This is a genomic window from Streptomyces iranensis (assembly GCF_017874715.1).
Taxonomy (GTDB): Bacteria; Actinomycetota; Actinomycetes; order Streptomycetales; family Streptomycetaceae; genus Streptomyces; species Streptomyces iranensis.
In genome coordinates, this window is the sequence record NZ_JAGGLR010000027.1 from 105,007 (window position 1) to 125,011 (window position 20,005).

Below are 20,005 nucleotides of genomic sequence, written 5' to 3' on the forward strand. Positions count from 1 at the left end.
GGCCGGTGTCCAGGGCGGCGCCGGTGGCCGGGCGCGGGCCATGGCGGAGGCCGGGGACAAGGAGGATGACACAGTGTCGGCTACTCCCTAAAGAGATGGCAATGTCCGGAAAATCCTTGCTGGAGGCGGCGATTCCGAAGTAGCGTCCTTCATCAGGGTCACGCACAGTGGGGGGGCCACTGCGCTGCGGTGACCAAGGGGGACTCGTGGCGAGCAGTGCCATGCCGTTCGCGGTGGACCGTTCCGTGCCCGCTCTCATCGTGAAGATCGGCCACTATCCGCTGCATCACGGCGGCGTCGGCGCCATCCGGTCCCTGGGGCGTCTCGGTGTCCCCATGTACGCGGTCACCGAGGACCGTTGGACCCCGGCGGCGCTCTCGCGCTATCTGAGGAGGGCCTTCGTCTGGCCGACCACCGGCGAGGAGCGGCCGGAGCGGCTGGTGGAGGGGCTGCTGCGGATGGGGCGGGCGATCGGCCGGCCGACGGTGCTGCTGCCCACCGACGAGGAGGCGGCGGTGCTGATCGCCGAGCACGCGGACCAGCTCGCCGGGGAGGGCCGCTTTCTCTTCCCGCGCGCCGAGCCCGAGTTGCCCAGACGGCTGGCGAGCAAGCGGGGGCTGCACGAGCTGTGCGTCAAGCACGGGGTGCCCACGCCCGAGGGTGCCTTCCCGGACACCTATGCCGATGTCAAGGCGTTCGCGGCCGTCGCCCGGTTTCCGGTGGTCGCCAAGAACCGGGAGGCGTTCGAGCGGCGGAAGAAGCCCGCGGTGTGCGGCACCACGCGGATCGAGGGCCCGCGGGAGCTGATGGAGCTGGCGCGGCGGTGGGGGCCGCGGCCAGGGGTGGTCCTGCAGGAGTATCTGCCGAGAGAGGAGGCCGAGGACTGGATCGTGCACGCGTACTTCGACGCCCGGAGCACACCGCTGGCGATGTTCACCGGGGTCAAGGTGCGGTCCTGGCCGCCGCACGCGGGCATGACGGCGTGCGCCTATGTGGTGGAGAACGAGGAACTGGCGCGGATGGCGGCCCGGTTCGTCCAGCGGATCGGCTTCAGCGGCATCGTCGATCTGGACTGGCGCTTCGACCGGCGTGACGGACGGTACAAGCTGCTGGACTTCAATCCGCGGATGGGCGCCCAGTTCCGGCTGTTCGAGAACGCGGCGCGGATCGATGTCGTACGGGCACAGCATCTCGATCTGACCGGACGCGCGGTCCCCGCGGCCCGGCAGCGGCCGGCCCGGCGGTTCCTGGTCGAGAACATCGACCTGCCCGCGCTGCTCGCCTACCGCCGCAGTGGTTACACCACCCCGCACGCCCCGGCGCGGGCGAGCGGGACCGAGCTCGCCTGGGCCGCGCGGGACGACATGAGGCCGTTCTTCACCATGCTGGCCCGCTCGCTGCGGCCCGGCACGGCACAGCTGTACCGGCTGTGGCGCGCCAAGTGAACGCGACACCTTGGGGGGATTCATGAACGATCCGGTAGCGGTCATCGGCGCCGGTCCATACGGTCTGTCGACCGCCGCACACCTACGCGCCCGTGGACTGCCGGTCCGTGTCTTCGGGGAGCCGATGGTGAGCTGGCGGGAGCAGATGCCCGCGGGCATGCTGCTCAAGTCCACACCGGTCGCCTCGAACATCGACGCACCGCAGCCGGGGCACACCCTGCTCGACTTCTGCCATGCGGTAGGCGGCCCGCGCTATGAGTCCGACTGGGACCTCATCCCCGTGGAGACCTTCTCGGCCTATGGACTGTGGTTCCAGGAGCGGCTGGTGCCGGAGCTGGAGCGGGTGCGGGTGGTGGCGGTGGACCGGCGGGGCGGCCGGTTCGAGCTGAAGCTGGACTCGGGGGAGCAGTTCACGGCGCGCGCCGTCGTCGTCGCCAGCGGGCTCAGCGGGCTCGCCCACCTCCCCCGGGAGCTGGCCGCCGCCGTACCGGATGGACCCGCTCCGGGCGGCCCCGTCTCCCACAGTTCGCAACATCGCGACCTCGGCCGCTTCCGGGGGCGTGAGGTGGTGGTCGTCGGGGCCGGGCAGTCGGCGCTGGAGAGCGCGGTGCTGCTGGCCGAGGCGGGCGCCGCCGCGGTGCGGGTGGTGGCCCGGGAGCCGCGCGCGGTCGCCTTCGGCACCCCGCCGGACCGCCAGCCCAGGCTGCGGCCCGAGTCGCCGTTCGGCCGCGCCTGGTCGCTGTACGCGCTGTCCTACCACGCCGTGGGCTTCCGGCGGTTGCCCGCACCGGCCCGGGAGTATCTGGTGCGCAGGGTGCTGGGGCCCAAGGGCGCCTGGTGGCTGAGGGACCGGTTCGCCGGGCGGGTCCGGGTCACCGAGGGGCGGCGGATCGGCCGGGTCACGGTGGGGGACGACGGCCGGCCGGTACTCACCCTGCGCGGGGACGGCCGGATCGGTGAGCTGGCCGCCGACCATGTGATGGCCGCTACGGGCTATCGGATGAGCGTCGCGGCGCTGGACTTCCTCGGTCCCGGGCTCCGCTCCGAGTTGATCACCGGAGCCGGGGGACCGTGGCTCGACGCCGGTTACGGCTCCTCGGTCCCGGGGCTGTACTTCACCGGGCTGCCCGCGGCGGCGAGTTTCGGCCCGGTGATGCGGTTCGTCTGCGGTACGGAGTACGCGTCGCCACGGCTGGCGAAGGCGGTGGCCGCCATGCACGGATGAGCGGGCCCCGCCCGCGGCCATCGGCCTGCCCCGGCCGGTGACCAGCCCCGGCCGGTGACCAGCCTCGGCCGGTGACCAGCCCCGCTCGACGGCCGGCTCGGCGGACCGTCCGGCGGTCCGGCCGAGCGGACGGCGGGATCCGGCCGAGCGGCCGGGTGGGGTCCGGGGCATGAATGATCTGCTGCGATCGCGGTACTGCGATGTGAAGCGGTCGGTTCGGGAGAGAACGCTGAGAGGCGCACAAGGCGGGAAGGCGCCAACAGTGATCGATACCCGACCGGATACGCTGCCTGTTGGTGGAGGCAGCGACACATCGACATTCGCGTCATTCGTAGGCAGACAGGAGTACCCCGTGAGCTTCGTCGGGCCCTTGGGGCTGAGCGTGCGGGACCGGACTCTGGAAGCCGACACCCTGGCCGGGCTGACGGCGGTCGAAGAGGGCCTGCTGGAGGCCACCAAAAGCGATGTGCCCTTCATCACGGAGGCCGCCCAGCATCTGGTACGGGCCGGGGGGAAGCGGTTCCGGCCCCTGCTGGTGCTGCTGGCCGCGCAGTTCGGTGACCCCCACGCCCCCGGAGTGGTGCCCTCGGCCGTGGTCGTCGAGCTCACCCATCTGGCGACGCTGTACCACGACGATGTGATGGACGAGGCGGAGGTGCGGCGCGGCGTCTCCAGCGCCAACGCCCGCTGGGGCAACTCGGTGGCGGTCCTCACCGGCGACTTCCTCTTCGCCCGCGCCTCGCACATTCTGGCCGACCTCGGCCCCGAGGCGGTGCGGATCCAGGCCGAGGCGTTCGAGCGACTGGTCACCGGCCAGATCCTGGAGACGGCGGGTCCCCGCGACGGCCGTGACCCCGTCGAGCACTACCTGGATGTGCTGGCCGGCAAGACGGGCTCGCTGATCGCCGTCTCCGGCCGGTTCGGCGCGATGATGGCGGGCGCCGACGAGAGCATCGTCAGCATCCTCACCCAGTACGGCGAGCGGCTCGGCATGGCCTTCCAGCTCGCCGACGACGTACTGGACATCGCCAGCGACAGCCGTGAGTCCGGCAAGACCCCCGGCACCGATCTGCGCGAGGGCGTGGCCACGCTGCCCGTGCTCTATGTGCGGGAGCAGGCCGAGGCGACCGGTTCGGCCGAGGACCGCGAGCTGTGCGAGCTGCTCGCGGGCGATCTCACCGATGACGCGCGCCATGCCGAGGTGCTGCGGCGGCTGCGCGCCCATCCGGCGCTGGAGCGGGCCCGCCGGGTCACGGTCCGCTATGCGGCGGAGGCCCGTTCGATGCTGACGCCGCTGCCCGGGGGCCCGGCGAAGGCGGCCCTCGAGGGGCTGTGCGACGCGGTGGTCCACCGGGCCGGGTGATCCCCGGCGGCGCCCGTTCCGCCCGGACCGGGCCTCTGATCCCGGGGAGCCCGCCCGTGACTCCCGGGGGAGTAGGACCCTGACTCCCGGTGGAGCGGCGTCATACCCGAGCATTACGCCGAGGTGATCCTGCGGGCTGACGCGCCACGTCGAACGATTTGGTGGGATGAAAAGACCACCACATGGCGGGATCGGGTGACAATGGCCCGAGAGGTGGACGAGTGCAAGCTGACGAACCGCCGCCGACGACGGAGGTAGAGCACACATGGCACGGATCCGACCGACACAGGTCGCCGACGACGGCTTCTGGGATGAAGAGCGGCCATCACGAGGAAAGAAGGCCGCCCGGTACGCCGCTCCGGTCGCCGTCGCGGGCATCGCGGCGGCGACCATAGGACTGGTCCCGGCGCTCGCCAGCACCGGCGACCCCGATCTGCCGAAGATCTCGGCGCAAGAGCTCATCAGCAAGATGGCGGCATCGGACGCCCAGCAGATGTCCGGTTCGGTGAAGATCACCACTGATCTGGGCATCCCCTCGCTCCCCGGCGGCGGCTCCCTCGCCGACCTCGGCGGGGCGCGGGGCGGCGACGCGTCCGCCGCGCCCGAGTCCAAGCTGATGGAGCTGATCTCCGGCTCCCACACCCTCCGGGTGGCCACCGACGGCCCCGACAAGCAGCGGGTGTCGATCGTCGAGAACGCCGCCGAGTACAGCATGGTCCACAACGGCGACGACGTCTGGGCGTACGACAGCGGGAGCAACTCCGCCTATCACGCCACCGCCCCGAAGGACGCGAAGGCCAAGGGCGACCACCGGCAGGAGGTGCCGAAGGACCTGCGGGACGCCACGCCCCAGGAGATCGCCAAGACGGTGCTCTCCTCCGTGGACGACACCACCGATGTGACCGTCGACGGCACCTCCCGGGTCGCCGGGCGGGACGCCTACGACCTGCTGATCAAGCCCAAGCAGAACAGCGACTCCACGATCGGATCCGTCCGTATCGCGGTGGACGCGGACAACGGTGTCCCGCTGAAGTTCACGCTCTCCCCGAAGAGCGGTGGCAAGGCGATCGTCGACGTGGGCTTCACCGATGTGGACTTCGGCAAGCCCAAGGCGAGCACCTTCGACTTCACGCCGCCCAAGGGCGCCAAGGTCACCGAGGAGCCCAAGGCCGACCGCAAGGACGCTCCGAAGAACTTCGGCACCAAGGACTTCAAGGACGCCCAGGGCGCCCTGTCCGGACTGAAGGTCGTCGGCGAGGGCTGGGACTCGGTCGCCCGGCTCGACACCCCCGGCGGTGCCGCGGCGTCCACGACACCCGGCGGCGACAGCGGCCCGGGTGCGGCCTCCGGCCTCCTCGGCGGCTTCGGCAAGGAGGTCAAGGGGAAGTTCGGCTCGGGCACCGTGGTCAGCACCCGGCTGGTGAACGCGCTGCTCACCGACGACGGCAAGGTGTTCGTCGGCGCGGTCGACAAGGACGCCCTGGTCAAGGCCGCCAACGCGGCCAAGTGAGCCCACTGGGCGCATAAGGCGCGGTGACGGACGACGTAGGGCGCGGATACGACGCAGAACGAAGGGGAGCCCGTGGATCAGCGGTCCACCGAGGGGGACGATGCCGTGGTGGAGACCCGCGGGCTCACCAAGCGCTACCGGGGCGGACAGCTCGCGGTCCACGCGCTCGACCTGTCCGTGCCGCGTGGCAGTGTCTTCGGCTTCCTCGGGCCCAATGGCTCGGGGAAGACGACGACCATCCGCATGCTCATGGGTCTGATCGAGCCCACCTCGGGCAGAGCCAGCCTGCTCGGCGAGCCGATGCCGCGCGCCGCCCGGAGCGTGCTGCCCAGGGTGGGCGCCCTCATCGAGGGCCCCGCCCTCTACCCCTTTCTGACCGGCCGCGACAATCTGCTGCGCTACGACGCGGCCGACCCCACCGCCGACCCCCGCACCCGCGCCCCCCGCGTGGCGGCCGCCCTGGACCGGGTCGGGCTGGCCGCCGCGGCCGGGAAGAAGGCCCGTGCGTACTCGCTCGGCATGAAGCAGCGCCTGGGTCTGGCCGCCGCACTGCTCCAGCCGCGAGAGCTGCTGGTGCTGGACGAGCCGACGAACGGCCTCGATCCGCAGGGCATGCGCGAGATCCGCGCCCTGGTGCGCGAGCTGGCCGAGGAGGGCACCACCGTCTTCCTCTCCTCCCATCTCCTCGACGAGATCGAACAGGTGTGCACACATGCCGCCGTGATGGCTCAGGGCCGTCTGATCACCCAGGGCACGGTGGCCGAGCTGGCGGCGGGCAGCCGTGGCCGACTGGCCGTCACCACCCCGGACCCGGTGGACGCCGTCCGGGTGCTCAAGGAGCACGGGGTGACGGACCTGGTGGTCCTGGACGAGCGCGTCTCCGGCGAGCTGCCGGTGCCCGGCCCCGGGGTGGACGACGCACCGCTGGAGCTGGCCGATCTCAACGCCGCCCTCGTACGCGCCGGGGTGCGGGTCCGGGCCTTCGGGGCCGAACGCGCCTCGCTCGAGGACGCCTTTGTCGCGCTGACCGGGGAGGGCTTCGATGTCGCGGGCTGACGAAACGAGGGTGGCCGACACCGGCGTAGCAAAGACGGCCGACACCGGCGTAGCAAAGGCGGCCCACACCGGCGCACCGGCCGGGAGGGCCGCGAATCAGCCCCGCCCGAGCCCGCTGTGGGCCCTGGCGCTCTTCCGCTCCGAGCTGACCATCACCCTCCGCCGCTGGCGGACCCTGGCCCTGCTCGGGGTGCTCGCGCTGATCCCGATCCTCATCGGCATCGCGGTGAAGATCGAGACGAGCGACGGCGGCAGCTTCGGCGGCGGCCGTGGGGGAGAGGGGCAGGGCCCCGCCTTCTTCCCCCAGATCACCAACAACGGGATCTTCCTGGTCTTCGCGTCACTGGCGGCGACGCTGCCGGTCTTCCTGCCGATGGTGATCGGCGTGATCGCCGGTGACGCCATCGCAGGTGAGGCGGGCTCGGGGACGCTGCGCTATCTGCTGGTCGCCCCCGCCGGGCGGACCCGTCTGCTGCTGGCCAAATTCACCACCACCATGGCCTTCTGCCTGATCGCGACCCTGGTGGTGGCCCTCTCGAGCCTGGTGACGGGGGCGCTGCTGTTCCCGCTCGGCGATGTCACGCTGATCTCGGGCATCACCGTCTCGTTCGAAGAGGCGCTGCTCCGGGCGCTCGGCGTGGCCGCCCTGGTGGCCCTGTCGCTGGTGGGGATCGCCACGGTGGGGCTGTTCATCTCCACCCTCACCAACAGCGGGATCGCGGCCATGGCCACGACCGTGGGGCTGGTGGTCACCACGCAGATCCTCGACACCATCCCGCAGCTGCACGCGATCCACCCGTATCTCTTCCCGCACTACTGGCTGAGCTTCGCCGATCTCCTCCGCGAGCCGGTCTACTGGGACGAGCTGGTCAAGAATCTGGGGCTGCAGGGGCTGTACGTGGCCGTGTTCGGCTCGGCGGCCTGGGCCCGGTTCACCGCGAAGGACATCACGGCCTGAGTGGCCTGGGCGGCCTGGGCGGCCGGAGCCGGCGGAGCCGAACACGGCACGTCATCCGGGATCAGGCGCCGCCGAGCGACCAGACCGCGTAGGCGATGGCGTCGCTGTTGCGGTCCAGGGCGGTGTCGTCGATGTTGCCCGAGGTGTCGCAGGAGCGGTGGTAGCAGCGGTCGAACGCCTGACCGGAGGTGCCGCCCCACTTCTGGGCCTGGGCGGCGGTCTTGATGTAGTCGGCGCCGCTGAAGAGGCCGCCCACCGGGATGCCCTTGTTCTTGAACGGAGCGTGGTCGGAGCGGCCGTCGCCCTCGGTCTCGATCTCGGTGGGCACGCCCTTGGCGGAGAAGAACGCCTTGAAGACCGACTCGATCCCGGGGTCGTCGTCGTACACGAAGTAGCCGGGGTTGGGCGAGCCGATCATGTCGAAGTTGAGATAGCCGTCGATCTTCGCCCGTTCGGATGACGGCAGGTTGTTGATGTAGTAGGTGGAGCCGACCATCCCCCGCTCCTCGGCGCCCCACCAGGCGAACCGCAGATGCTTGGTGGGCTTCGCGCCCTGGCGGGCCACGGTGAGCGCGGTCTCCAGGATTCCGGCGGAGCCCGAGCCGTTGTCGTTGATCCCGGGGCCCGCGGTGACGGAGTCGAGGTGGGCGCCGGAGAACACCACGTTGTTGGTGTCGCCGCCGGGCCAGTCGGCGATGAGGTTGTAGCCGGTGGCACCGCCGGAGGTGAACTGCTGCACGGTGGTGGTGTATCCGGCGGCGTCCAGCTTGCCCTTGATGTAGTCGAGCGACGCCTTGTAGCCGGAGCGGCCATGGGCCCGGTTGCCGCCGTTGGCGGTGGCGATGGACTGCAGCTGGGTCAGATGGGCCTTCACATTGGCCACGGAGATGTCGGGTGCCGCGAGGGTGGTACGGGCGTCCGCCGGGTGCCGTGCCGATGCGGCGGCGGAGGTGGCGGGGGCGGCCGAGACCAGGGCGGCGACCGCCGTACCGGCGGCGGCCATGGCGGCCGTACGCCGTATCAGGGATCTTCGGGGGCGGGCTTGCGCGCATGAGGACATGGGGGGCTCCGGTTCCGAACGTGGACAGGACGGAATGACGTGACGCTGTGTGGTGCACGTGCCCGTGGGGCGGTGGAGCGGCGAACGTGCTGATGCTCCGGGCGTGGCTGACTCCGCGTCAAGGGCGGAAACCGGACATCACCCGCCGGATATCGGTCCCGGCCGGACATCGGGCCCGACGGCGTCCGATGCCGCGACCTCCGGCGCGACCGCCTCCGGCGCGACCGCCTCCGGGACGACGGCCTCGGGCACAACAGCCTCCGGAACGACATCAGCCTCCGGAACCACAGCGGCCTCCACTGTCGCCGACAGCGCCCCCGCCCGCGCGGCGGCGTCGGCCAGCGCCCGCCGCGCCCGCCGGGCGGTGCGCAGCGCGTCCCAGGTCAGCAGCGCGAGCGCGAGCCAGACGAGGGCGAAGCCCGCCCACCGTTCGGGTGGCATCGACTCGTGGAAGACGGTGAGCCCGAGTGCGAACTGGAAGGTCGGCGCCACGTACTGGAGCATCCCGATCGTCGACAGCGGCAGCCGCACCGCCGAGGCCCCGAAGCAGATCAGCGGCAGCGCCGTGACGAAGCCGCAGCTCGCCAGCAGCGCCGCGTGCCCGGCGCCCTCGCGTCCGAACGTGCTGCCGCCGTGCGCCCCGAGCCAGATCAGGAAGCCGAGCGCGGGCAGGAACTGCACGGCGGTCTCGGCGGCCAGCGACTCCAGCCCGTCGAGACCGACCCGCTTCTTGGCCAGGCTGTATGTCGCGAAGGTGAAGGCGAGGGTGAGCGCGATCCACGGCGGCTTGCCGTAGCCCACCGTCAGCACGGCCACGGCCACCACTCCGACGCCGACCGCCGCCCACTGCGCGGGCCGCAGCCGCTCACGCAGCAGCAGCACCCCGAAGGCGATGCTGACCAGCGGGTTGGTGAAGTATCCGAGCGCGGTCTCCACCACATGCCCGCTGTTGACGCTCCAGATGTACAGACCCCAGTTGACCGAGATCACGGTCGCGGCGAGCGTGATCATGCCCAGTCGCCTGGGCTGCCGCAGCAGCGGCCGTATCCAGCTCCAGCGGCGCAGCACCAGCAGCACCAGACCGACGGCCGCCAGTGACCACACCATCCGGTGGGCGAGGATCTCCATCGCCGCGGCGGGCTCCAGCAGCGGCCAGAAGAGCGGCACCAGACCCCAGATGCCGTATGCCGCGAAGCCGTAGAGGAGACCGGCGCGATCGACGCGGTCCTGCTGGTTCTGCGGCGTCACGGCACCCTCTCCGACGGCATGACGAACCTCCGGCGGGCCCGTTCCGAGGGTCCGAAGGTAGCGCTGGTGAGGCCCGCCTGTCATTTCCGTATCGGAATACGGTCATGACAGGCGGGCCGCGGCGCGTACGGGTGGGTCAGCCCTTGAGCGCGGCCGCCACCGAGTCCGCGATGGGCGTGGTCGGACGGCCTATGAGCCGGGACAGCTCACCCGGGGTGGCGTCCAGCCGGCCGCGCCCGATGGCCGCCTCGACATCGGAGAGGATCACGGCGAGCGGCTCGGGGACGCCCGCGCCGGTGAGGATGGACTGGTACTCGGCGGGGGAGACGGCGCCGTAGACGATCTCCTTGCCGGACTGCCGGGCGACCACCTCGGCGTACTCGGCGAAGCCCCAGGCGGTGTCGCCGGACAGCTCGTACGCCTTGCCCTCGTGGCCCTCACTGGTCAGGACGGCGACGGCGGCCGCCGCGTAGTCGGCGCGCGCGGCGGAGGCGACCCGGCCCTCGCCCGCGGCGCCCACGACGGCGCCGTGCTCCAGGACGGTGGAGAGGTTCTCGGTGTAGTTCTCGTTGTACCAGCCGTTGCGCAGCAGTACGTACGGCAGGCCGGAGTCGGTGATCGCCTGCTCGGTGGCCTTGTGCTCCTCGGCCAGCGAGAAGTCGGCGGCGGGGCCGCCCAGGACGCTGGTGTAGGCGAGCAGCGCGACACCGGCCTCCTTGGCGGCGTCGATGACGGCCTGGTGCTGCGGCACCCGCTGCCCGACCTCGCTGCCGGAGATCAGCAGCACCTTGTCCCCGGCGGCGAAGGCGCCGGGGAGCGTCTCGGGCCGGTTGTAGTCGGCCACATGCAGCCGCACCCCGCGGTCGGCGAGGGCGGCGGCCTTCGCGGTGTCGCGCACGACCGCGGTTATCCGGTCGGCGGGGACCTTCTCCAGCAGCCCCTCGACGACGAGGCGGCCGAGGTGGCCGGTGGCTCCGGTGACGACGATGCTCATATGCGTGACTCTCCTGGTTCGGGATCGGCACACCCACTCTAAGGGAAGCGCTAACCAAGAGAAAGGTACTTCCGGTTAAGTAAGTGTGTTCATTCGGGGCCGGGCCGCTCCCCGGGCCCCCGCTCCCCGGCATCCCGCTCCCCGGCATCCCTCTCCCCGGGCCCCCGCTCCCGCGCCGCGAGGCTGACGGCGAACGGCAGGATCGTCACCGCGACGCCCGGCAGCCGCTCCAGCGCTTTGGCCAGCGACTCCGCCGTGCCCCGGTGCAGCAGCTTGCCCAGCGGGGAGGCGTAGGTGCGGCGCGGCACCAGCAGGGTCAGCGCGGTCCGCCCGTCCTCGGTGGTACGGGCCGCCAGCTCCATCACGGCGTGGCGCAGCCGCCGGTCCGGGCACTCCACGACCTCCAGCGGCACCGTCACCCCCGCCGTGGCCTCCCATCGCGCCATCAGCCGCCTGGCGTGCGTCTCGTCCACCATGAAGTGCACCGCGCGGACCTCGTCGGGCCGCAGCTCGTGCGCGTACCGCAGCGCCTTGACCGTCGCGAGGTCGATGCTGTCCGCCAGGACGAAGACCACATGGCGCCGCCAGCGCGGGACGTCGTCCCCGGGGCGCTCCACCGCCTCCAGGGCGGCCGCCTCCGCGCGGTACTCGCGGTTGATCCGGATCAGCGCCCAGACCCCGAGCGGGAAGACCACCACGACCAGCCAGGCGCCCTCGGTGAACTTGGTGATCCCGAAGATCAGCACCACGGCTGCGGAGACCACCGCGGTGCTGAGGTTCACCGCGACCTTCCACATTCGCCCCGGCTCCCGGCGCCGCAGGTGATGGGCCGTCATCCCGGACCCGGCCATGGTGAAGGCGGTGAACACCCCGATCGCGTACAGCGCCACCAGCCGGTCCACGTTGGCCTTGGTGACCACCAGCAGCGCCAGCGCCACCACGGTCAGCGACACGATCCCGTTGGAGAAGGCCAGCCGGTGGCCGCGCCGGGTCAGCTGCCGGGGCAGAAAGCGGTCCTCGGCCACGAAGCTGGCCAGGAACGGGAAGCCGGTGAAGGGCGTGTTGGCGCCCGTGTAGAGGATGAGCGCGGTCGCCAGCTGGACGAACGCCAGCCCCAGGGCGCCCGGCACCCCGCCGCCGAAGACCAGATGGGCCTCCTGCGCGAGGACGGTCGGGGTGCCGTCCCGGTACGGGATGGCGTGGGTGAAGTGGGCCAGGGCGGAGACCCCGAGGACCAGCGTGCCCAGGACACAGCTCATCGTGACCAGCGTGCGGCGGGCGTTGCGGCCCTTGGGGTCGCGGAAGACCGAGACGCTGTTGGAGATCGCCTCCAGACCGGTCAGCGACGAGCCGCCGTTGGCGAACGAGCGCAGCACGATGAAGAGCGAGGCGCCGTAGAGCCAGCCGCTGTCCGGAGTGCCGAGGTGCACGGCGCCCGCGGCGTGCATATCGGCGTGCGGCAGCGTCCCGGTGAGTCCGCGGATCACGCCGACCACCAGCATCAGGCCGATGGCGAGGATGAACAGGTAGGCGGGCACCATGAAGACCCGCCCGGCCTCCCGCAGTCCGCGCAGATTGCCGTAGGCGAGGATCAGGATCACCAGGGCGCTCAGCGGCAGTTGGAGATGGTCGATACCGGTCCAGGTGCCGCCGACGAGATGGGCGAACGAGATGATCGCGTTGGTGCCCGCCGAGACCTGGACCGCGACGGTGACGATGTAGTCCACCAGCAGTGCCACGGACGCGATCTGGGCGATGTCCGGGCCGAAGTTCTCCCGCGCCACCACATACGAGCCGCCCGCCCGGGTGTAGATCATCACCACATCGCTGTAGCAGAGCGTGACCAGCAGCAGTACCAGCAGGATCGCCCCGGTCACCGGGAGGATCATGGTGAACGCCGCGACCCCGATGACCGGCACCAGCACCCGCAGCATCTCCTCGCTGCCGTACGCCGTCGAGGAGATGCAGTCGGAGGCCAGCACGCCCAGCGCGGCCGGGTTGCTCAGCTTCTCGCGCCGGATCCGCTCGGTGACCAGGGGCGGGCCGAGCAGCAGCCGCTTGAGGCGGTAGCCGGGGCGGTCGGGCGGCTGGAGCGGGGCGGCGGTGTCGGCCATGCGGATAGCAGAGCGGGTGCCCGGCCGGGGCGCGGTCAGACGCTCCGGCCGGGCACCCGCCTGTGCCCGGATGTACGAACGCGCCCGCCGGGCGCCTTACGGGGGTCAGCCCACGACGGTCCAGGTGTCGCCGCCCGCGAGCAGCGCACCGAGGTCGCCCTTGCCCTTGAGCTCCACGGCGTTGTCGAGCTGGTCGGACATCTGGGTGTCGTAGACCGGGCGCTCCACATCGCGCAGCACCCCGATGGGGGTGTGGTGGAGGGTGTCGGCGTCGGCGAGCCGGGTCAGCGCGAACGCATTGGTGGGCGAGGCCGCGTGGGCGTCGTGCACCAGCACCTGGTGCTCGTTCTCGGCGGTGACGGTGACCACTTCGAGGTCGCCGGTGCGCTGGTCGCGGACGACGCCCTTGGACTGGTCGGTGCCGAAGCGGATCGGCTGCCCGTGCTCCAGCCGGATCACGGCCTCCTGGGCCTGATCCTTGTCCTTGAGGGTCTCGAAGGCGCCGTCGTTGAAGATGTTGCAGTTCTGGTAGATCTCCACCAGCGCGGTGCCCGGGTGGGCCGCCGCCTGCCGCAGCACCTCGGTCAGGTGCTTGCGGTCGGAGTCCACGGTGCGGGCCACGAAGCCCGCCTCGGCGCCCAGCGCGAGCGACAGCGGGTTGAACGGCGCGTCCAGGGAGCCCATCGGGGTCGACTTGGTGATCTTGCCGACCTCGGAGGTGGGGCTGTACTGCCCCTTGGTCAGGCCGTAGATGCGGTTGTTGAAGAGCAGGATCTTCAAGTTCACATTGCGGCGGAGTGCGTGGATCAGGTGGTTGCCGCCGATCGACAGCGCGTCGCCGTCACCGGTGACGACCCATACCGACAGATCGCGGCGGGAGGCGGCCAGGCCGGTGGCGATGGCCGGGGCGCGGCCGTGGATGGAGTGCATCCCGTAGGTGTTCATGTAGTACGGGAAGCGCGAGGAGCAGCCGATGCCGGAGACGAAGACGATGTTCTCCTTCGCCAGGCCCAGTTCGGGCATGAAGCCCTGGACGGCGGCGAGGACCGCGTAGTCACCGCAGCCGGGGCACCAGCGGACCTCCTGGTCGGACTTGAAGTCCTTCATCGTCTGCTTGGTGTCGCTCTTGGGCACCAGGGAGAGCGCGTGCCGAGCCGATGCCGCGCCCTCGGCGATGGTGTCAGTCATCGATGGCCTCCTTGAGGGCGGTGGCGAGCTGTTCGGCCTTGAAGGGCAGTCCGCGGACCTGGGTGAAGGAGCGGGTGTCGACCAGATAGCGGGCGCGCAGCAGCGTCGCCAGCTGCCCCAGGTTCATCTCCGGCACCACGACCTTCTCGTAACCCGCAAGCACCTTGCCGAGGTTGGCCGGGAAGGGGTTGAGATGGCGCAGATGGGCCTGGGCGATCCGGTCGCCCGCGGTGCGGACGCGGCGCACCGCCGCGGTGATCGGGCCGTACGTGGAACCCCACCCCAGGACCAGGGTGCGGGCGTCGCCGGTCGGGTCGTCCACCTCGATGTCCGGCACCGCGATGCCGTCCACCTTGGCCTGGCGGATGCGGACCATGTGGTCGTGGTTGGCCGGGTCGTAGGAGATGTTCCCCGTGCCGTCCTGCTTCTCGATACCGCCGATCCGGTGCTCGAGACCGGGCGTTCCGGGCACGGCCCAGGGGCGGGCCAGCGTCTTGGGGTCGCGCTTGTACGGCCAGAAGACCTCGGTGCCGTCGGCGAGTTCGTGGTTGGGGCCGGCCGCGAACTGGACGCGCAGATCGGGCAGCTCGTCGACGTCCGGCACCCGCCAGGGCTCCGAGCCGTTGGCCAGATAGCCGTCCGACAGCAGGAACACCGGGGTGCGGTAGGTCAGGGCGATCCGGGCGGCCTCGAGCGCGGCGTCGAAGCAGTCGCCCGGGGTCTTCGGGGCCACGATCGGCACCGGGGCCTCGCCGTTGCGCCCGTACATGGCCTGCAGCAGGTCCGCCTGCTCGGTCTTGGTGGGCAGCCCGGTGGAGGGGCCGCCGCGCTGGATGTCGATCACCAGCAGCGGCAGCTCCAGCGACACCGCGAGCCCGATGGTCTCCGACTTCAGCGCCACACCGGGGCCGGAGGTGGTGGTCACGGCGAGGGAGCCGCCGAAGGCCGCGCCCAGCGCGGCACCGATACCGGCGATCTCGTCCTCGGCCTGGAAGCTGCGCACGCCGAAGTTCTTGTGCTTGGACAGCTCGTGCAGGATGTCCGAGGCCGGGGTGATCGGGTACGACCCCAGGAACAGCGGCAGATCCGCCTGGCGGGAGGCCGCGATCAGCCCGTACGACAGCGCCAGGTTTCCGGAGATGTTCCGGTAGGTCCCGGTGGGGAACGCGGTGGTGGCCGGGGCGACCTCGTAGGAGACGGCGAAGTCCTCGGTGGTCTCGCCGAAGTTCCAGCCCGCCCGGAAGGCGGCCACGTTCGCCTCGGCGATCTGCGGCTTCTTGGCGAACTTCTGGCGCAGGAACTTCTCGGTGTTCTCGGTCGGCCGGTGGTACATCCACGACAGCAGCCCGAGCGCGAACATGTTCTTGCTGCGCTCGGCCTCCTTGCGGGACAGCCCGAATTCCTTCAGCGCCTCGATGGTCAGCGTGGTGAGCGGCACCGGGTGGACGCGATAGCCGTCCAGCGAGCCGTCCTCCAGGGGGCTTTGGTCATAGCCGACCTTGGCCATGGGGCGCTTGGTGAACTCGTCGGTGTTGACGATGATTTCCGCCCCGCGCGGCACATCGGGGAGGTTGGCCTTCAGTGCGGCCGGGTTCATCGCCACCAGCACGTTCGGCGCGTCACCTGGTGTGAGGATGTCGTGATCGGCGAAGTGGAGCTGGAAGCTCGACACTCCGGGCAGCGTGCCGGCGGGGGCGCGGATCTCCGCCGGGAAGTTCGGCAGGGTCGACAGGTCGTTTCCGAACGACGCCGTCTCCGAGGTGAACCGGTCACCCGTGAGCTGCATACCGTCGCCGGAGTCCCCCGCGAACCGGATGATCACCCGGTCCAGACGGCGGACCTCCTTGCCACCGTCTGCTGATCGCTGCCCCCCGGCGGGCATCTGCCCGCCCTGCTGATCGGCTGGTTCGGCCTGCTCGGCCGGGCTACTGACCTGGCTGGTCACTGCTTCGGACCTCCCTTGAGGCGGCGCTCCTGGACAGTCGGTGCCGACCGGTTGTTGTCCCATGACCATCGTACGTCGGTAAGGGTGGCCTTCCTTGGCCGGATCACATGGTGGACGCCGAAAGAAGAACCATATATGTCCTGGTTTGGCACGACGTGTCCCTCCCCCCTTGCTGTCATTCCTGCTGATCCCCCGTTCAGCCTTTGGCCCCGCTTTGGCGCGCGGGAGTCTGCTTTCAGGAATTGAGAGTCTCAGGAATTGAGATAAGTGAGGACGGCGAGCACCCGACGGTGATCCCCGTCACTCGGCGACAGGCCGAGCTTCAGGAAGATGTTGCTCACATGCTTCTCGACCGCGCCGTCGCTCACCACGAGCTGCCGGGCGATGGCCGAATTGGTACGGCCCTCCGCCATCAGCCCCAGGACCTCCCGCTCCCTCGGGGTGAGCCCGGCCAGCACATCCTGCTTGCGGCTGCGGCCCAGCAGCTGGGCGACCACCTCCGGGTCGAGCGCCGTGCCGCCCTGGGCGACCCGCACCACCGCGTCCACGAACTCGCGCACCTCGGCCACCCGGTCCTTGAGCAGATAGCCCACGCCCCGGCTGCTCCCCGCCAGCAGCTCGGTGGCGTACTGCTCCTCCACGTACTGCGACAGGACCAGCACCGCGAGACCCGGGTGGTCGCGGCGCAGCCGGACGGCCGCCCGCACCCCCTCGTCGGTGTGCGTGGGCGGCATCCGGACGTCGGCCACCACCACATCCGGTGGCGCGCCCTCGTCGGCCAGCTCCCGCACCGACTTGATCAGCGCTTCCGCGTCCCCGACGCCCGCGACCACGTCATGGCCCCGGTCGGTCAGCAGCCGGGTCAGCCCCTCCCGCAGCAGCACCGAATCCTCGGCGATGACTACCCGTACTCTGTCCGCCACGATGCTCGGCCCCCGTTTCACTCGGTTCGTCGGGACCAGCATCCCAGGGTTCGGCCGCTCGCGTCGCGCAGAACCGGCCGCGTACGGGCCGCGTACAAGTGGAGGGGTGTGCGCCGTCAGCGCCAGGGGAGCTCGGCGGTCACCGTGGTCGGGCCGCCCGCCGGGGAGTGGACGACGAGGACCCCGTCCACCGCGTCGATCCGCTCGGCCAGCCCGGCGAGACCCGAACCGGTGGAGGTGTCGGCCCCGCCCCGCCCGTCGTCCGTGATCTGGATCAGCAGCCGGTCCTCGGTGCGCCAGACGTCGACCTCGGCGGTGCGGGCGCCGCTGTGCTTGCTGATGTTCTGCAGCAGCTCGGAGACGGTGAAGTAGACGATGCCCTCGATCGCGGGCGCGGGCCGCTGCGGAAGGTCCACGGTCGCCTTCACCGGGACGGTGCAGCGGGCGGCGAGGGCGGAGAGGGCGGGGTCGAGGCCGCGGTCGGTGAGGATGGCGGGGTGGATGCCGCGGGCGAGGTCGCGCAGTTCCTGGAGGGCGAGCTTCACCTCGCCGTGGGCCTCGTCGACCATCTTCGCGGCGGCCTCCGGGTCCTCGTCCAGCTTCTCCTTCGCCAGGCCCAGATCCATGGCGAGGGCGACCAGCCGGGCCTGGGCGCCGTCGTGGAGGTCGCGTTCGATCCGGCGCAGGTCGGCGGAGGCGGTGTCCACCACCGTCCCCCGGTCCGACTCCAGCTCCCAGACCCGGCTCGCCAGCCGGGACGGGCCGAGCAGCCCGGTCACCATGATCCGGTCGACCGAGGTCAGCGCCCGCATGATCCACGGGGTCAGCAGCAGGACCAGCACCCCGGCGGCGCAGGTCACGGCGATCTCGAACGGGGTGTCCAGATAGAAGTCGTGCCCGCGGTCGTCCCCGAAGACCTGCAGACCCGGCTCGTCCAGATACCGCGGGAAGACCCAGCGCCACAGCGGATAGGTCGCGAAGCCCCAGCCGTAGGAGGTGAACGCCACCGCGAAGCCGAAGGAGAACACCGCCCACGGCAGATGGATCAGCGCGTAGATCACATGCCGCCAGGACGTGCCGCTCCTGAGCAGCGCGCCCACCCAGGCGACCGGCCCGCGCCTGCCCCCGCGACCGCCCCTCCGGCCGAGCACGGGCTCGGGCTCGGCCACCTCCAGCCCCAGCAGCGCCCTGGCGCGGGCCCGCTCGACGACGCCGAGCGCCCGGCAGCCCGCGAGGGCGGCGCCGAGCACCGGGACGCCGAGGAAGGTGATCAGCAGTCCGGCGCCGAGCGCGATCATCGTGACCGTGTAGACGAAGGTGAGGATGGCCATCGGCAGGCTGATCAGGACATAGAGGAACTCGCGCCACACGCGGCCCTGGAACGGCGCCTTCAGCGCTGCGGGCAACAGATGGCCACGGGGCTCGGTCCCCGGCTCGTAGGGGCGGTATGCGGTGGCCATCGTCTCGTCCGTCCTCCGGGGGCCTGATCGGTCGCGCGTCTGCGTAACCCCAAGAGTCCCGGAGCGGGGTCGGCCCGGCCATCGGGTGGGTCGGCCTCTTCACCGGGGGGTTAGCCCTACCTCGAGGGGTGCGGTCAGGACCTCGAGGGGTGCGGTCAGGACCTCAAGGGGTGCGGTCAGGACCTCAAGAGGTCAGGACCTCAAGGGGTGCGGTCAGGGGTCAGACCCTTCGCCCGGACCGTGCCACCGCCGCGCCCGCCGCCGACCCGGTCCGGTGGCGCCAGGGCAACTCGGCGGTCACGGCGGTCGGCCCACCGGACGGCGAGTCCACCACGAACAGCCCGTCCACCGAGCCCAGCCGCTCCGCCAGGCCCGCGAGCCCCGTGCCCCCGTCGGTGGACGCCCCGCCGCGCCCGTCGTCCCGCACCTGGATCAGCAGCCGGTCCTCGGTGCGCCACAGCTCGACCTCGGCGGTCCGGGCGCCGCTGTGCTTGCTGATGTTCTGCAGCAGCTCGGAGACGGTGAAGTAGGCGATGCCCTCGATGGCCGGCGCAGGGCGTTCGGGCAGCTCGACCGCCACCTTCACAGGCACGGTGCAGCGGGCCGAGAGCGCGGAGAGGGCGGGGCCGAGGCCGCGGTCGGTGAGGATGGCGGGGTGGATGCCGCGGGCGAGGTCGCGCAGTTCCTGGAGGGCGAGCTTCACCTCGCCGTGGGCCTCGTCGACCATCTTCGCGGCGGCCTCCGGGTCCTCCTCCAGCTTCTCCTTCGCCAGACCGAGCCCCATGGCGAGGGCGACCAGCCGGGCCTGGGCGCCGTCGTGGAGGTCGCGTTCGATCCGGCGCAGGTCGGCGGCGGCGGTGTCCACCACGGTGCCCCGGTCCGACTCCAGCTCGGCGATCCGCCGCTCCAGCTCGTCGGAGGGGAACAGCAGCCCGCGCACCATCGCCCGGTCCGCATGCGTCAGCCCCCGGGCGATCCACGGGAGCACCGGCCAGGCCGCGAACAGCGAGGTCAGTGTGATCGCGAAGGTGACCACCGACCACGGCAGCCGGATCAGGGCGTAGAGCGTGGCCCGCCAGCCGACCGGGTCCCGCAGACTCGTCCACAGCCTGCCGAGGAAGCTGCTGTCCGGCTGGTACGGCAGGGGGCTGGGCTCATCGATGTGCACCGAGAGCAGCGCCCTGGCGCGGTTGCGCTCGAACCGGCCGAGCAGCCGGCTGAACCGCAGTCCCAGGGCCAGCAGGGGCAGGCCCACCACCGTGACGGCCAGTCCCAGACCCACGGCCAGCCAGACCAGGGTGAAGACGAAGCACACGATGCCCACCAGCAGATTGGCCAGGAGATGCGCGATCTCCTTCCAGGTCTGCGTGGGAAAGGCGAACGCGGGCGGGCGCGGCAGCCGCTCGTCGGCGCGGCCACGGCCGCCGCCGTCGGGGCCGTCGGAGCCGTCGACGGGCCCGTCGACGGGGGAACTGGAGGTCATGACAGCAAGACTGCCCGGCCCCGCGGGGGCTCC

At 71.3% G+C, this 20,005-nt stretch carries 15 protein-coding genes; 6 read left to right on the forward strand and 9 right to left on the reverse strand.

Translation table 11 applies throughout. From position 1 onward, the window contains the following. The first annotated feature begins 221 nt into the window (after positions 1-221). From J2Z30_RS39320 to J2Z30_RS39345, 6 genes are all read left to right on the forward strand, one after another. Entirely contained in the window at positions 222-1,445 is a 1,224-nt protein-coding gene (locus J2Z30_RS39320; protein ID WP_044571764.1) for a carboxylate--amine ligase, read from the forward strand. A gap of 22 nt (positions 1,446-1,467) precedes the next feature. Then, positions 1,468-2,670, forward strand: coding sequence for an FAD-dependent oxidoreductase (locus J2Z30_RS39325; RefSeq protein WP_044571762.1), 1,203 nt, complete (start codon positions 1,468-1,470; stop codon positions 2,668-2,670). A 352-nt stretch (positions 2,671-3,022) separates the two neighbouring features. Continuing rightward, positions 3,023-4,033, forward strand: a complete 1,011-nt coding sequence (locus J2Z30_RS39330; protein WP_044571760.1) for a polyprenyl synthetase family protein — start codon at positions 3,023-3,025, stop codon at positions 4,031-4,033. A gap of 265 nt (positions 4,034-4,298) precedes the next feature. Continuing rightward, entirely contained in the window at positions 4,299-5,543 is a 1,245-nt protein-coding gene (locus J2Z30_RS39335; RefSeq protein WP_044571758.1) for a LolA family protein, read from the forward strand. Positions 5,544-5,615: 72 nt separating this feature from the next. Continuing rightward, positions 5,616-6,599, forward strand: a complete 984-nt coding sequence (locus tag J2Z30_RS39340) for an ABC transporter ATP-binding protein (protein ID WP_044571757.1) — start codon at positions 5,616-5,618, stop codon at positions 6,597-6,599. Then, a complete protein-coding gene (locus J2Z30_RS39345) occupies positions 6,586-7,557 on the forward strand; it encodes an ABC transporter permease (protein ID WP_078956734.1) in 972 nt (323 codons plus the stop codon). The genes J2Z30_RS39340 and J2Z30_RS39345 overlap by 14 nt, the downstream gene beginning before the upstream one ends. 61 nt (positions 7,558-7,618) lie before the next feature. Here the strand turns inward: J2Z30_RS39345 and J2Z30_RS39350 are convergent, their stop codons facing one another. From J2Z30_RS39350 to J2Z30_RS39390, 9 genes are all read right to left on the reverse strand, one after another. Next, the gene (locus J2Z30_RS39350; RefSeq protein WP_044571754.1) at positions 7,619-8,560 is read right to left on the reverse strand and encodes a M28 family metallopeptidase; all 942 of its coding nucleotides are present in this window, start codon (positions 8,558-8,560) and stop codon (positions 7,619-7,621) included. 195 nt (positions 8,561-8,755) lie between these two features. Beyond that, on the reverse strand, positions 8,756-9,865 hold the full coding sequence (gene rarD / locus J2Z30_RS39355) for an EamA family transporter RarD (protein ID WP_044571752.1): 1,110 nt from the start codon (positions 9,863-9,865) through the stop codon (positions 8,756-8,758). Between the two features lie 136 nt (positions 9,866-10,001). Beyond that, a complete protein-coding gene (locus J2Z30_RS39360) occupies positions 10,002-10,859 on the reverse strand; it encodes an SDR family oxidoreductase (protein WP_044571751.1) in 858 nt (285 codons plus the stop codon). An 89-nt stretch (positions 10,860-10,948) separates the two neighbouring features. Continuing rightward, entirely contained in the window at positions 10,949-12,973 is a 2,025-nt protein-coding gene (locus tag J2Z30_RS39365) for an APC family permease (RefSeq protein ID WP_044571749.1), read from the reverse strand. Between the two features lie 105 nt (positions 12,974-13,078). Next, positions 13,079-14,161, reverse strand: coding sequence for a 2-oxoacid:ferredoxin oxidoreductase subunit beta (locus tag J2Z30_RS39370; protein WP_044571747.1), 1,083 nt, complete (start codon positions 14,159-14,161; stop codon positions 13,079-13,081). Continuing rightward, positions 14,154-16,106, reverse strand: a complete 1,953-nt coding sequence (locus tag J2Z30_RS39375; protein WP_044571746.1) for a 2-oxoacid:acceptor oxidoreductase subunit alpha — start codon at positions 16,104-16,106, stop codon at positions 14,154-14,156. Before J2Z30_RS39375 ends, J2Z30_RS39370 begins: the two co-directional genes overlap by 8 nt. Before the next feature lie 251 nt (positions 16,107-16,357). Further along, the gene (locus J2Z30_RS39380; RefSeq protein WP_044571744.1) at positions 16,358-17,071 is read right to left on the reverse strand and encodes a response regulator transcription factor; all 714 of its coding nucleotides are present in this window, start codon (positions 17,069-17,071) and stop codon (positions 16,358-16,360) included. Between the two features lie 74 nt (positions 17,072-17,145). Then, positions 17,146-18,489, reverse strand: a complete 1,344-nt coding sequence (locus J2Z30_RS39385) for a sensor histidine kinase (protein WP_044571743.1) — start codon at positions 18,487-18,489, stop codon at positions 17,146-17,148. A 220-nt stretch (positions 18,490-18,709) separates the two neighbouring features. After that, positions 18,710-19,972 (reverse strand): sensor histidine kinase, encoded by a 1,263-nt coding sequence (locus J2Z30_RS39390; protein WP_044571742.1) that lies wholly within the window; start codon positions 19,970-19,972, stop codon positions 18,710-18,712. Positions 19,973-20,005: the final 33 nt, after the last annotated feature.

Coding starts and splice junctions, on each gene's coding strand:
- J2Z30_RS39320 (WP_044571764.1), top strand. CDS start 222: ATGCCGTTCGCGGTGGACCGTTCCGTGCCCGCTCTCATCGTGAAGATC.
- J2Z30_RS39325 (WP_044571762.1), top strand. CDS start 1,468: ATGAACGATCCGGTAGCGGTCATCGGCGCCGGTCCATACGGTCTGTCG.
- J2Z30_RS39335 (WP_044571758.1), top strand. CDS start 4,299: ATGGCACGGATCCGACCGACACAGGTCGCCGACGACGGCTTCTGGGAT.
- J2Z30_RS39345 (WP_078956734.1), top strand. CDS start 6,586: ATGTCGCGGGCTGACGAAACGAGGGTGGCCGACACCGGCGTAGCAAAG.
- J2Z30_RS39350 (WP_044571754.1), bottom strand. CDS start 8,560: ATGGCCGCCGCCGGTACGGCGGTCGCCGCCCTGGTCTCGGCCGCCCCC.
- J2Z30_RS39360 (WP_044571751.1), bottom strand. CDS start 10,859: ATGAGCATCGTCGTCACCGGAGCCACCGGCCACCTCGGCCGCCTCGTC.
- J2Z30_RS39365 (WP_044571749.1), bottom strand. CDS start 12,973: ATGGCCGACACCGCCGCCCCGCTCCAGCCGCCCGACCGCCCCGGCTAC.
- J2Z30_RS39370 (WP_044571747.1), bottom strand. CDS start 14,161: ATGACTGACACCATCGCCGAGGGCGCGGCATCGGCTCGGCACGCGCTC.
- J2Z30_RS39380 (WP_044571744.1), bottom strand. CDS start 17,071: ATGCTGGTCCCGACGAACCGAGTGAAACGGGGGCCGAGCATCGTGGCG.
- J2Z30_RS39385 (WP_044571743.1), bottom strand. CDS start 18,489: ATGGCCACCGCATACCGCCCCTACGAGCCGGGGACCGAGCCCCGTGGC.
- J2Z30_RS39390 (WP_044571742.1), bottom strand. CDS start 19,972: ATGACCTCCAGTTCCCCCGTCGACGGGCCCGTCGACGGCTCCGACGGC.